Raw genomic sequence first — 12798 nt, forward strand, 5'->3', positions numbered from 1 at the left:
ACCGTGATCGACTTCCGGTACCACCTCGTCTCCCTCATCTCCGTGTTCCTGGCCCTCGCGGTCGGGATCATCCTGGGCGCGGGCCCGCTCCAGGGCGCGATCGGGGACCAGCTCACCGACCAGGTCGAGGCCCTGCGCACCGAGCGCAACGGCCTGCGCGAGGAGCTCGACGAGGCCCAGAGCCGGCTGTCGGAGCAGGAGCGGTTCGCCGCAGCCGCGGGCGAGGCGCTCGTCGCCGAGTCGCTCACGGGGACGAACGTCGCGGTGGTCGACGTCGACGGCGTGGGCGACGGCGTCGAGCAGGAGGTCCTGGACCAGCTCGAGAACGCCGGGGCGACCGTCGTCGCGCACGAGACGCTCACCGAGTCGTGGACCGCAGCGGACGAGGCGACGCTGCGCGCCACCGTGGCCAACGGCCAGCGCGAGCCGCTCCTGGCGGACCTGCCCACCGTCCTGACCGAGGAGTCCGGCACCTCCGAGCTGCTCGGCGCGGCCCTCGCGCTGTCCCTCACCGCCGCCGACGAGTCCGACACCGGTGCGCTCGGCGAGCGCGCCACCGAGCTGCAGCAGCTCCTCGTCCGCGTCGGGCTCGTGGAGGAGCAGGCGGCGCCCAGCGCGCCGGCCGACGTCGTGCTGCTGCTCTCCTCCGGCGTGACGCAGGAGGAGGTGGCCGGGGCCGAGACGGCGACCGAGGACGTCGAGCCCGCCGAGACCGGCGTCGCCGCGCTCGCGACGACGGCCGGGGTCGTCGCGGACGTCACGGCCGCGGTCGTCGTGGCCGGCCCGACGACGGCCACGGGCGACCTGGTGTCGACCGTGCGGGCCGAGGAGGGCCTCGCCGAGCGTGTCAGCACCGTGAGCGGCACCGACCAGGAGACGGGCCGGCTCGTGGTCGCGCTCGCGCTCGCGGCCCAGGCGGCCGGCCACGTCGGCCAGTACGGCTTCGAGGACGGTGCGTCCGTCCTGCCGCCGATCGTCGAGCCGACGCCCGAGGAGGTCCCCGACGCCGGCACGACGGTCGACCAGCCGAGCGAGTCGGACCAGGCGGCGGAGGGCGAGGGCTGATGGGCCTCGCACGCGTGCTCGGGGCGGCGGCGCTCGCGGCCGGCGCGACCGCCGGCGTGCGCCGGCTGCTCGACCTCGACCCGCCGGGGGGTGCGGCGCGCTGGACGCGCACCAACCACCGGGGCGAGCCCGTCTCGCTGCTCGAGGGGCCCGCGGTCGCGGCCGGCCTCGCCGCCGGCGCGCTCGCGTCCTCGGGCGATCCCCGCGCCCGGACCGCCGCGGCGATCGCCACGGCGGGCGCCGGGGCGTTCGGCCTCGTCGACGACCTCGCCGAGGACACGTCGGTGCGCACCAAGGGCCTGCGCGGGCACCTCGGCGCGCTCGCGCGCGGCCGGGTGACCACGGGCGGCCTCAAGGTGCTCGGCATCGGCGCGACGTCGCTGCTCGCGGCCGCCGTCGGCACGCCGCGCCGGGGGAGCGCGGCCGGGCACGCGCTCGACGTCGCGGTCAACGGCGCGCTCGTCGCGGGCACGGCCAACCTCGTCAACCTGCTCGACCTGCGCCCCGGGCGGGCGCTCAAGGCCTCCGCGGCGCTCAGCGTGCTCGCGGCCGGCGGCCCGCTGGGCGGCGCGACCGGCGCCGTGCTCGGGGCGGCGGCCGTGGCCGCGCCGGGCGACCTCGGCGAGCGCGACATGCTCGGCGACGGCGGCGCGAACGCGCTGGGCGCGCTCGTGGGCACGCAGTGGGCGCTCGGCGCACCGCGGCCCGTGCGCCTCGCCGCGCTCGCGGGCGTGGTGGGCCTGACGCTCGCCTCGGAGCGCGTGAGCTTCTCGGCCGTGATCGACCGCACGCCGTGGCTGCGCCGGGTCGACGAGCTCGGGCGCCGGCCCGCGAACGGCCCGGCCGGCGGCGAGGACACGACCGCTTGACCACGCCCGCGCGCCCCGACCGCGCCCGCGCCGTCCAGACCCTCGCCGGCGCGGCGGTGCTCATCACGGTCGTCACGCTCGCGAGCCGCGTCGTCGGGTTCGGCCGCTGGCTCGCGCAGGCCAGCTACCTGGGGACCGGCGGCGTCGACGCGCCGTTCAACTCGGCCAACCTCCTGCCCAACGTCCTGTTCGAGATCGCGGCCGGCGGGGCGCTCGCGGGCGCCGTCGTCCCGCTGCTGTCGGGCTTCCTGGTCCGGGGCGACCGCGAGCGTGCGTCGCGCACCGCGTCGGCGCTGCTCGGCTGGACCCTCGTGGTGCTCGTCCCGCTCGGCGCGCTCATGGCGCTGCTCGCCGAGCCGGTCGCCGGGTTGCTGCGGTTGCGCGAACCGGCGCACGTGGCGGTCGCGGCCGACTTCCTGCGGGTCTTCGCTGTCCAGGTGCCGCTCTACGGGGTCGCGGTCGTGCTCGGCGGTGTGCTCCAGGCGCACCGGCGGTTCTTCTGGCCGGCGTTCGCCCCGCTCGTCTCGAGCCTCGTCGTGATCGCCGTCTACGCGGTCTTCGGGTCGCTCGCCGACGGCCGGCAGCAGGACGTCGCGGCGCTGTCGTCGCAGGCGCTGGGCTGGCTCGCGTGGGGTACGACGGCGGGCGTGGCCTTCCTCGCGCTGCCCCTCCTGGTCCCCACGGCGCGCACGGGCCTGCGCCTGCGGCCGACCCTGCGGTTCCCGGACGGCGAGGGACGCCGCGCGGCGCGCCTGGCGTTCGCGGGCGTCGGCGCGCTCGTGGCCCAGCAGCTGTCCCTGCTCGCGATCATGGGGGCGTCCAACGAGGCCGGCGACGCCGGGACCTTCACCGTCTACCTCTACGCGCAGCAGGTGTACCTGCTGCCGTACGCGGTGCTCGCGTTCCCCATCGCGACCAGCGCCTTCCCGCGGTTCTCCGAGCACGCGGCCGAGGGGCGGTGGGACGCCCTCGCCCGGCTGGTCTCGTCGACGACGCGCACGCTCGTCGTGGCCGTCACGGCCGGGGTCGCCGCGCTGCTCGCCGCCGCGCCGGCCGTCGAGGACGTCTTCGACCTCGTCGTCGCGGCCGGGGACGCCGCGGGGCTCGCGTCGGCGCTCACGTGGATGGCGCCGGGGCTCGTGGGCTACGCGCTCGTCCTGCAGCTCTCGCGCGCGCTCTACGCGGTCGACGCCGGGCGCCCGGCCGTGGTCGCGACCGCGACCGGCTGGGCCGTCGTCGCGCTCGGCGCGGGCGTGACGGTGCTCGCCTTCGCCGGGCACGACACGCCGACGGCGGGCACGCGCGCCGCCGTCCTGGCCTGGCTCGGCGGGGCGGTCACGGTCGGGATGGTCGTCGCCGGCGTCGGGCTGCTGCTCGCGGTCCGCCGCCGGCTCGGCGCGGCGGCGCTGCGCGGCGTCGTGCGCACGGTCGCGGTCTCGGCGGTCGCCGCGGCGGCCGGCGCCGTGCTCGCCCGGTGGGCCGTGCCCGCCGTGCGCCCGGCGGCGGACGCCCCGTTCGACCTCGGCGTGTTCTCGGCGACGGCCGGCCTCGGCCTGCTCGCCGGCCTGCTCGCGGCGGCGGTCGTGGTCGTGGCCGGCGCCCTCGCGGACGCCGACGTGCGGGCCCGGCTGGCGACGCTCGCGCGGCGGACGCGCGGCACGACGCCGTCCGACACGCCGTCGTCGCGCTGATCTTCCGCGCACGCGCTCCCAGCGCGCACACTGGCCGACGAGCGCCGGAGCGCCGCTGTGCCCAGTCACACAGCGCCGGGCCACCCCCGCTGAGTTAGGATGGAGTTCCGTGGCCGACACCGTGAACCGAACCCAGACCCGCTCCTCCAGCCGCTCCGGTGCCACGCACCAGACGCGCCACATCTTCGTGACGGGCGGTGTGGCCTCCTCCCTCGGCAAGGGCCTCACGGCCTCCTCGCTGGGACGCCTGCTGCGGTCGCGCGGCCTGCGCGTGACGATGCAGAAGCTGGACCCCTACCTCAACGTCGACCCGGGGACGATGAACCCGTTCCAGCACGGCGAGGTCTTCGTGACCGAGGACGGCGCCGAGACCGACCTCGACATCGGCCACTACGAGCGCTTCCTCGACGTCGAGCTCCCGGCGTCCTCGAACGTCACGACCGGCCAGGTGTACTCGCGCGTCATCGCCAAGGAGCGTCGCGGCGAGTACCTCGGCGACACGGTGCAGGTCATCCCGCACATCACCGACGAGATCAAGGCGCGCATGCGCGACCAGGCGGGCGCCGACGTCGACGTCATCATCACCGAGATCGGCGGCACGGTCGGCGACATCGAGTCGCAGCCGTTCCTCGAGGCGGCGCGCCAGGTGCGCCACGAGCTGGGCCGCGACGACTGCTTCTTCCTGCACGTCTCCCTCGTGCCGTACATCGGCCCGTCGGGCGAGCTCAAGACCAAGCCGACGCAGCACTCGGTCGCCGCGCTGCGCTCGATCGGCATCCAGCCCGACGCGATCGTCCTGCGCGCCGACCGCGTCGTGCCCGAGTCGATCAAGCGCAAGATCGCGCTCATGTGCGACGTCGACAACGACGCCGTCGTCAACGCCGTCGACGCGCCGAGCATCTACGACATCCCGCGCGTGCTGCACGCCGAGGGCCTCGACGCGTACGTCGTGCGCCGCCTCGACCTGCCCTTCCACGACGTCGAGTGGGACGGCTGGAGCCAGCTGCTCGAGCGCGTGCACGAGCCCGAGCACCGCGTCGAGATCGCCCTCGTCGGCAAGTACATCGACCTTCCCGACGCGTACCTGTCGGTGACCGAGGCGCTGCGCGCGGGCGGCTTCGCCAACGACGCCAAGGTCGCGATCCGCTGGGTGGCGTCCGACGACTGCCGCACGCCCGAGGGCGCCCAGGCGTCGCTCGAGGGCGTCGACGCGGTCCTCATCCCGGGCGGCTTCGGCGTGCGCGGCATCGACGGCAAGATCGGCGCGCTGCGCTGGTCCCGCGAGAACCGCGTGCCGACGCTCGGCATCTGCCTCGGCCTGCAGTCGATGGTCATCGAGTACGCGCGCAACGTCCTGGGCCTGGCCGAGGCGTCGTCGACCGAGTTCCACCCCGACAGCCCGCACCCCGTCGTCGCGACCATGGCGGAGCAGCTGGCCATCGTCGGCGGCGAGGGCGACCTGGGCGGCACCATGCGCCTGGGCGCCTACGAGGCGCAGCTCGTCCCCGGCTCCGTCGTGGCCAAGACGTACGGCACCGAGCGGGTCTCGGAGCGCCACCGCCACCGCTACGAGGTCAACAACGCCTACCGGGAGCGCCTCGAGGAGGCCGGCCTGGTGATCTCCGGCACCTCGCCCGACCTGGGGCTCGTCGAGTTCGTCGAGCTGCCCGCCGAGGTGCACCCCTACTACGTGAGCACGCAGGCGCACCCCGAGTTCAAGTCGCGTCCCACGCGCTCGCACCCGCTGTTCTCGGGTCTGGTCGCGGCCGCGCTCGAGCGCCAGGGCGTCACCGCGTGACGCAGGCCGCGCCCGGCCGCACGGCCGACGAGGTCGACCCGCGCCCGGTCGTGCGGCACGAGCGGCTGCACGCCGGGCGGGTGTTCGACCTCGTGCGCGACGACGTCGACCTCGGGGCCGCGGGCACGGTGACGCGCGAGTACCTCGACCACCCGGGTGCGGTCGCGATCGTCGCGCTCGACGACGCCGACCGCGTCCTGCTGCTGCGCCAGTACCGCCACCCGGTGCGGGGGTTCCTCTGGGAGGTGCCGGCGGGGCTGCTCGACGTCGACGGCGAGCACCCGCAGGCCGCCGCGGCGCGCGAGCTGGCCGAGGAGGCCGACCTCACGGCCGCGCGCTGGGACGTGCTGGTCGACTTCGCGACGAGCCCCGGCGCCAGCAACGAGTCCCTGCGCGTCTTCCTGGCCCGCGACCTGGGGCGCGTGCCCGAGCACGAGCGGCACGTGCGCACGGGCGAGGAGGCCGACATGGTCGAGCGGTGGGTGCCGCTCGAGGAGGCCGTCGCCCTCGTGCTCGACGGGAGCCTGCACAACCCGTCGGCCGTGGTCGGGATCCTCGCCGCGGCGGCGAGCCGCGCCGGCGGCTGGGCGTCGCTGCGCCCCGTCGACGCGCCGTGGCCCTACCGCCGGGGCGCCCTGCCCGCCTGAGACGCCGGTCGCCCGGCCGCGCCGGTCGCGGCGGCGGCACACTGGGTCCATGGCACGCGTCATGATGACCGCGATGCCCTTCGGCGGGCACGTCGCGCCCGTGCGCGCCGTCGCGGGTGCCGAGCCGGTGCCCTGGCGCCGGGCGCCCGCGTTCGACGAGCGCGACCTGGCCGCGACCTTCCCCCGGCTGCGGGACCGCCCCACGCGCCGTCAGCTCGCGCTCAACCTCGAGGACCTGTTCCCCGGCACGGCGCCCGCCCAGTGCGCCGACCTGCTCGCGGCCTACGACGACGAGCCGTGGGACGTCCTGGCCGGGGACGCGCTCGCGCTCGGCACCCGGTTCGCCGCCGAGCGCACCGGCACCCGTGGGCGAGCCTCGTGCCCGTACCGCTGACCCTGCCGAGCCGCGCGCTGCCGCCGCCCGGCCTGGGCCTGCCGCCCGACCACGGCGGGTTCCCGACCGCGTGGTACTCGTCGCAGCGCATCATCGCCTCGGGCGCGCCCGAGCTCGACCACCCGCGTCCCGACCTGCCGGCTCACGTGCGCTACGTGGGCGACCTCGCCGGGCCCGGGGGACGCCGCCCGACCCTCCTCGGCCGGGGACGACGTGCCCCGCTGGTGGTCCGACGTCGAGCGCTCGGAGGTGCCCGTCGTGCACGTGACCCAGGGGACCTACCGCGTCGACCCGCGCGAGCTCGTCGTCCCGGCGCTCGAGGCGCTCGGTCCCGTACCGGCCAACGCGCGCGTGGCCGAGATGGTGCCGTACGAGCGGCTGCTGCCGCTGACGTCGGTCATGGTCACCAACCGCGGCTGGGGCGGGGTGCTCGCGGCGCTGCGCCACGGCGTGCCGCTCGTCGTCGCGCCGACGGACATGGACAAGCCGGAGATCGCGGCGCGCGTGGCGGGGGCCGGCGTGGGCGTCGACCTGCGCACCGGCACGCCGTCGGCGGCGCGCCGGCCGCGGCGGATCTCGTCGAGGAGCTGCTGGGCTGACCGGGTCAGGCTCGTGTGCGCAGGCGCAGCACGGCGTTCGCGGTCGCCCACACGAGCAGGCCCGCCCCGAGCATGTGCAGGCCCACGAGCAGCGCGGGCAGGCCCGTGAAGTACTGGGCGTAGCCGATGCCGCCCTGGGCCGCCGTCACGGCGAGCAGGAGCCAGGCGCCGCGGCGCGCGGCCCGCACGCGCTCGTCGGCAGGCAGCCGGTGCAGGAGCGCGAGCAGGACCACGAGCACGCCGACGAAGAGCCACACGGAGGCCGAGTGCGCGCGCGTCGTCGCGAGGGGGTCGAGGGCGAAGCGGTAGCCCACCTCGGCGTCGCCGGAGTGCGGGCCCGAGCCGGTGACGAGCACGCCGAGCCCGACGACCGGGACGAGCAGGAGCGCCAGCGCCCAGCCCGTGGCGGTGAGCTGGCGAGGCCCGACGGCGACGGGCGGGCCGTCGCCCTCGCCGTGCCGGTGCAGCAGGTACGCCGACGCCCACACGAGCGCCGCGGAGACGGCGAAGTGCAGCGACACCCAGCCCGGGTGCAGCTCGAGCAGCACGACGACACCGCCGATGACCGCCTGGGCGGCCACGCCGGCGAGCGGCACGACGCCGAGCGCGCGGTACGCCGTCGAGCGCCGGCGGTCGGTCCACACGAGGAGCAGGACCATGACGCCGATGACGGACAGCACGCCCGTGAGCGTGCGGTTGCCGAACTCGATGTACGGGTGGAGCGAGGTCGCCTCGTGGAACTCGGGCGTGAACCGGCCCGGCTCGCAGTGCGGCCACGTCGAGCAGCCGAGGCCCGATCCCGTGAGCCGCACCGCGCCGCCTGAGACGATGATCCCGACCTGCGCGACGACGTTGGCGATCAGCACGCCCCGCGTCCAGCCGCGGAAGCGGGCCAGGCGGTCGGGGCGCGCGACGGGGGCCGGGTGCAGGGCGGGCGTGCTCACGGCGTCCACGGTAGTGCCCGACGGCGGGCCTCCGGCCTCTCGGGGGCCCGCCCCGGTGTGATCTTGACCGCGCCGGCCACCGCTCGTGTGGTACGGGTCAGTGCCAGCGGAACAGGCGGGTCGCCCCCGCGCCGAACGCGGCCGTCCAGCCGAGCAGCACCACGACGGAGAGCGCGGGCACGCCGGTGCCGAGGAGGGCGCCGCGCAGTGCCTCGCCGAGCGCGCCCGAGGGCAGGAAGGCCGCGAGGTGCGCGAGCGGCCCGGGGAGCTGGTCCGGCGGGACGAGCAGCCCGCCGCCCACCACGAGCAGCACGAGCACGAGGTTGGCGACCGCGAGCACGCCCTCGGCGCGCAGCGTCCCGGCGAGCAGCAGCGCGAGCGCGGTGAACGCCGCGGTGCCGAGCAGGCCGGCCCCGAGCGCGGCGGGCACGCCCGCGACGTCGGGCCGCCAGCCGAGCGCGAGCGCGACCGCGCCGATGACGACGACCTGGACGGCCTCGACCGCGAGCACGCCGAGCACCTTGCCGGCGAGCAGCCCGCCGCGGCCCAGGGGCGTCGTGGCGAGCAGGCGCAGGACACCGTTGCGGCGGTCGAACGCCGTCGCGATCGCCTGGGACGTGAACGCGGTCGACAGGCACGCGAGCGCCAGGACGCCGGGCGTGACGAAGTCCACGCGGGACGCGCCGCCGGTGTCGAGCTCGACGAGCGAGGTCTGGACCAGGCCGACGAGCAGCAGCACGGGCAGGGCGAGCGTGACGAGCAGCTGCTCGCCGTTGCGCAGGATCGCGCGCGTCTCGAACGACGCCTGCGCCAGGACGCGGCGTGCCGGGGGAGCGGAGGTCATCGCAGGTGCCGTCCCGTCAGGTCGAGGAAGACGTCCTCGAGCGTGCGCCGCCCCACGGTGAGGCGGCTCGCGAGGACGTCGCCGTCGGCGAGCCAGGCCGTGAGCCGGGCGACCGCGCGCGCGTCGGCCGGGCCGGTCGCGACGTACGAGCCGGGCTCGGGCTCGGTCACGACCCAGCGCTCGGTGGGGTCGTCGCCGCCGGCGCCGCGGCCGTCGAGCGCCGCGGCGAGCGCCGCGACGTCGAGCCCGGGCGGCGCGTCGAGGCGGACGGTGCGCGCCCCTGCCGCCTCGGCCGTGAGCAGCTCGGGGACCGTCCCTGAGGCGATGACGCGGCCGTGGTCGACGACGTGCACCACGTCCGCGAGGTCCTCCGCCTCGTCCATGAGGTGCGTCGTGAGCACGACGGCGACGCCCTCGTCGCGCAGCTCGCGCACGAGCGCCCACACCGCGAGGCGACTCTGCGGGTCCATGCCGGCGCTCGGCTCGTCGAGGAACACGACCTCGGGGCGGCCGACGACCGCCGCGGCGAGCGCGAGCCGCTGCCGCTGGCCGCCCGACAGGCGGCGCACCGTGGTGCGGGCGAACGAGTCGAGGCCCAGGCGCTCGGCGAGCTCGCCGAGGTCGCGGGGCGCGGCGTACATGGCGGCGACGTGCCGGAGCATCTCGCCCGCGCGCACGCCCGAGGGCAGCCCGCCGTCCTGCAGCATGACGCCGACGCGAGGCCGCAGCAGGCGCGCGTCGGCGACCGGGTCGAGGCCCAGCACCCGGACGGTGCCGCCGTCGGGCGTGCGCAGGCCCTCGCAGCACTCGACCGTCGTCGTCTTGCCCGCCCCGTTGGGGCCGAGCACCGCGGTCACGGCGCCGGCGCGGGCCTCGAGGTCGAGGCCGTCGACGACGGCCGTGCCGCCGTAGCGCTTGACGAGGCCGCGCACGACGACGGCTGCGCCGTGTGGCGCCAGGGACGTGGGCACCGGAAGATTCTACGGAGTCGCAGACGCCCCCGACCCCGGAGCAGTGATGGCCTTCCCCACGTTCGACCGGCCCGACGACCTCACGCGGCTCGCGCGGCGGATCTGGTACTGGCCCTTCGTGCGCGGCCTGCTGGCGCTCGGGTTCGGCGCGGCGGCGATCCTGCTGCCGACCACGACGCCCGGCCTGCTCGTCCAGGTGCTCGGCGCGTTCGTCGCGCTCGACGGCGTCGTGAGCCTCGTCGACTGCGCCCGACGGCGCGGCACGCGTGCCGGGTCGGCGAACCTGGGCCTCGGCCTGGCCGCGGTGGTGCTCGGCGCGGTGCTCCTGCTCGCGCCCCAGGCCGTCCTCGGCGTGGTGCTCGTGCTGGTCGCGGTGTGGGCGGCCGGCCTCGGCGTTCTCCAGCTCGTCGTCGCCTCGGCCCTGCGCCCCCGCGGCGGGACGGCGTGGGTCTGGACCCTCGTCGCGGGCGTGCTGCTCCTGGCGCTCGCGGTCGTGTGCCTGGTCAACCCCGACGCGTCGGTCGCCGTGATGTCGGTCCTCGTGGGCGTCGTCGCGGTCGTCGTCGGCAGCGCCCTGCTCGCTCTCGGGCTGCGGCTGCGGTCGTTCGCGCGCGCCGGCTCGTGGCCGGGCGGGCCGGGCGGGGGGCGCGTGATCGAGGGCCGCGTCGAGGAGATGTGAGGCATGCCTTCCTTGACATCCTGGATTACGCAACAAGGATGTTACCTATATCGGGAACGGACGGGAGGTGACCCATGTCGACGACGCACGCCCCGGCGCACCCTGCGCCCCTCGCGCAGCACGCGCCCGCGCACGACGCCGACGGGACCACCCGTCGTCGCGTCCTCGAACTCGTCGCCACCGAAGGTCCCGTCACCGCGGGCGAGTTGGCCGCCGAGCTGGGGCTGACCTCCGCCGCCGTGCGGCGCCACCTGGCGCTCCTCGAGGACGACGGCAAGGTCACCGTGCACGACGCCGGTCCGGCGTCCGGCCAGGCGCGTCGCGGCCGTCCGGCGCGGCGCTACGTCGTGAGCGCGGGCGGCCAGTCCGAGCTCGCGGGCGGCTACTCCGAGCTCGCCGCCCAGACCCTGCGGTACCTGCGCGACGCCGTCGGGCCCGAGGCCGTGGCGGCGTTCGCCGCCCAGCGGTACGCGGCGGTCGTGCGGCGCTACTCGCCCGAGCTCACCGCGACCGACCCGCAGGAGCGGGCGGCCCAGCTCGCCGAGCTGCTCTCGGACGACGGCTACGCGGCGTCCGTGCGTCCCGTCGTCGGGCCGCTCGTGCCCACCGTCCAGCTCTGCCAGGGGCACTGCCCCGTGCAGCACGTGGCGCAGGAGTTCACCGAGCTGTGCGAGGCCGAGGCGCGTGCGTTCTCCGAGCTGCTCGGGACGCACGTGCAGCGCCTGGCCACGATCGCGGGCGGCGCGCACGCGTGCGTCACCAACGTTCCCCTGACCCAGACCACCACTCAGACTCAGTACCCCAGCCCCGCCGGTCGCACCCGCGGCACGCAGGAAGGATCACGATGAGCGCTCCCACCCAGGACGCCGCCAAGGCGGCACCGGAGCAGCGCACCGACGAGGAGATCATCGCCTCGATCGGCGCCTACGAGTACGGCTGGCACGACCCGGACGTCGCGGGCCAGACGGCCGAGCGCGGCCTGAACGAGGCGGTCGTGCGCCGCATCTCGGAGCTCAAGAACGAGCCCGAGTGGATGACCAAGCAGCGCCTCAAGGCGCTGCGCCTGTTCGAGAAGAAGCCGATGCCGAGCTGGGGTGCCGACCTGTCGGGCATCGACTTCGACCGCATCAAGTACTTCGTCCGGTCCACCGAGAAGCAGGCGACCAGCTGGGATGACCTGCCCGAGGACATCCGCAACACGTACGACAAGCTCGGCATCCCGGAGGCGGAGAAGCAGCGCCTCGTCGCGGGCGTCGCGGCGCAGTACGAGTCGGAGGTCGTGTACCACCAGATCCGCGAGGACCTGGAGGCCCAGGGCGTCATCTTCGTCGACACCGACACGGGCCTGCGCGAGTACCCGGAGCTGTTCCAGGAGTACTTCGGCACCGTCATCCCGGCGGGCGACAACAAGTTCGCCGCGCTGAACTCGGCCGTGTGGTCGGGCGGCTCGTTCGTCTACGTGCCGCCGGGCGTGCACGTCGAGATCCCGCTGCAGGCCTACTTCCGCATCAACACGGAGAACATGGGCCAGTTCGAGCGGACGCTGATCATCGCGGACGAGGGCTCGTACGTGCACTACGTCGAGGGCTGCACCGCGCCGATCTACTCGTCGGACTCGCTGCACTCGGCGGTCGTCGAGATCATCGTCAAGAAGAACGCCCGCGTGCGCTACACGACCATCCAGAACTGGTCGAACAACGTGTACAACCTGGTGACCAAGCGCGCCACGGCCGCCGAGGGCGCGACCATGGAGTGGGTCGACGGCAACATCGGCTCCAAGGTCACCATGAAGTACCCGGCGATCTACCTGCTGGGCGAGCACGCGCGCGGCGAGACGCTGTCGATCGCGTTCGCCGGTGAGGGCCAGCACCAGGACGCGGGCGCCAAGATGGTGCACGCCGCCCCGCACACGTCGAGCTCGATCGTCTCCAAGTCGGTCGCGCGCGGCGGCGGGCGCACGTCGTACCGCGGGCTCGTGCAGGTGCTCGAGGGCGCCTCGCACTCGGCGTCGAACGTCCTGTGCGACGCGCTGCTCGTCGACCAGATCTCCCGGTCCGACACCTACCCGTACGTCGACGTCCGCGAGGACGACGTGTCCATGGGGCACGAGGCGACGGTCTCGCGGGTGAGCGAGGACCAGCTGTTCTACCTCATGTCCCGAGGCATGGAGGAGACCGAGGCGATGGCCATGATCGTGCGCGGGTTCGTCGAGCCCATCGCGCGTGAGCTGCCCATGGAGTACGCGCTCGAGCTCAACCGCCTCATCGAGCTGCAGATGGAAGGGTCCGTCGGCTGAT

General features: G+C 75.5%; 13 protein-coding genes. 10 read left to right on the forward strand and 3 right to left on the reverse strand.

Features of this window, described 5'->3' with window-relative positions; translation table 11 throughout:
- Positions 1 to 3 precede the first annotated feature (3 nt).
- The 7 genes from ISOVA_RS06840 to ISOVA_RS06870 all read left to right on the forward strand — a co-directional run bounded on the left by ISOVA_RS06840 (position 4) and on the right by ISOVA_RS06870 (position 7172).
- Positions 4 to 1065, forward strand: a complete 1062-nt coding sequence (locus ISOVA_RS06840) for a copper transporter (protein WP_013838517.1) — start codon at positions 4 to 6, stop codon at positions 1063 to 1065.
- Positions 1065 to 1934, forward strand: coding sequence for a hypothetical protein (locus ISOVA_RS06845; RefSeq protein ID WP_013838518.1), 870 nt, complete (start codon positions 1065 to 1067; stop codon positions 1932 to 1934). The genes ISOVA_RS06840 and ISOVA_RS06845 overlap by 1 nt, the downstream gene beginning before the upstream one ends.
- A complete protein-coding gene (murJ, locus tag ISOVA_RS06850) occupies positions 1931 to 3625 on the forward strand; it encodes a murein biosynthesis integral membrane protein MurJ (protein WP_013838519.1) in 1695 nt (564 codons plus the stop codon). Before ISOVA_RS06845 ends, murJ begins: the two co-directional genes overlap by 4 nt.
- Positions 3626 to 3734: 109 nt before the next feature.
- The gene (locus ISOVA_RS06855; protein WP_013838520.1) at positions 3735 to 5423 is read left to right on the forward strand and encodes a CTP synthase; all 1689 of its coding nucleotides are present in this window, start codon (positions 3735 to 3737) and stop codon (positions 5421 to 5423) included.
- Positions 5420 to 6070, forward strand: coding sequence for an NUDIX domain-containing protein (locus tag ISOVA_RS06860; protein WP_013838521.1), 651 nt, complete (start codon positions 5420 to 5422; stop codon positions 6068 to 6070). Before ISOVA_RS06855 ends, ISOVA_RS06860 begins: the two co-directional genes overlap by 4 nt.
- A gap of 49 nt (positions 6071 to 6119) precedes the next feature.
- Positions 6120 to 6464, forward strand: coding sequence for a hypothetical protein (locus tag ISOVA_RS06865; RefSeq protein WP_041294803.1), 345 nt, complete (start codon positions 6120 to 6122; stop codon positions 6462 to 6464).
- A gap of 258 nt (positions 6465 to 6722) precedes the next feature.
- Complete coding sequence (locus tag ISOVA_RS06870; protein WP_143762076.1) at positions 6723 to 7172, forward strand: glycosyltransferase; 450 nt, start codon at positions 6723 to 6725, stop codon at positions 7170 to 7172.
- On the opposite strand, the gene ISOVA_RS06875 is transcribed toward ISOVA_RS06870, so the two are convergent.
- From ISOVA_RS06875 to ISOVA_RS06885, 3 genes are all read right to left on the reverse strand, one after another.
- On the reverse strand, positions 7069 to 8016 hold the full coding sequence (locus ISOVA_RS06875) for a COX15/CtaA family protein (protein WP_013838522.1): 948 nt from the start codon (positions 8014 to 8016) through the stop codon (positions 7069 to 7071). The genes ISOVA_RS06870 and ISOVA_RS06875 overlap by 104 nt on opposite strands.
- Positions 8017 to 8104: 88 nt before the next feature.
- The gene (locus tag ISOVA_RS06880; RefSeq protein WP_013838523.1) at positions 8105 to 8851 is read right to left on the reverse strand and encodes an ABC transporter permease; all 747 of its coding nucleotides are present in this window, start codon (positions 8849 to 8851) and stop codon (positions 8105 to 8107) included.
- Positions 8848 to 9822 (reverse strand): ABC transporter ATP-binding protein, encoded by a 975-nt coding sequence (locus ISOVA_RS06885; RefSeq protein ID WP_013838524.1) that lies wholly within the window; start codon positions 9820 to 9822, stop codon positions 8848 to 8850. The genes ISOVA_RS06880 and ISOVA_RS06885 overlap by 4 nt, the downstream gene beginning before the upstream one ends.
- A gap of 46 nt (positions 9823 to 9868) precedes the next feature.
- Between ISOVA_RS06885 and ISOVA_RS06890 the strand changes: the two genes are divergently transcribed.
- The 3 genes from ISOVA_RS06890 to sufB all read left to right on the forward strand — a co-directional run bounded on the left by ISOVA_RS06890 (position 9869) and on the right by sufB (position 12797).
- The gene (locus tag ISOVA_RS06890; protein ID WP_013838525.1) at positions 9869 to 10501 is read left to right on the forward strand and encodes an HdeD family acid-resistance protein; all 633 of its coding nucleotides are present in this window, start codon (positions 9869 to 9871) and stop codon (positions 10499 to 10501) included.
- 74 nt (positions 10502 to 10575) lie between these two features.
- A complete protein-coding gene (locus ISOVA_RS06895) occupies positions 10576 to 11349 on the forward strand; it encodes a helix-turn-helix transcriptional regulator (RefSeq protein WP_013838526.1) in 774 nt (257 codons plus the stop codon).
- Entirely contained in the window at positions 11346 to 12797 is a 1452-nt protein-coding gene (sufB, locus tag ISOVA_RS06900; RefSeq protein ID WP_013838527.1) for a Fe-S cluster assembly protein SufB, read from the forward strand. Before ISOVA_RS06895 ends, sufB begins: the two co-directional genes overlap by 4 nt.
- Position 12798 lies beyond the last annotated feature (1 nt).

Origin of the sequence: Isoptericola variabilis 225 (assembly GCF_000215105.1) — a bacterium.
GTDB lineage: Bacteria > Actinomycetota > Actinomycetes > Actinomycetales > Cellulomonadaceae > Isoptericola > Isoptericola variabilis_A.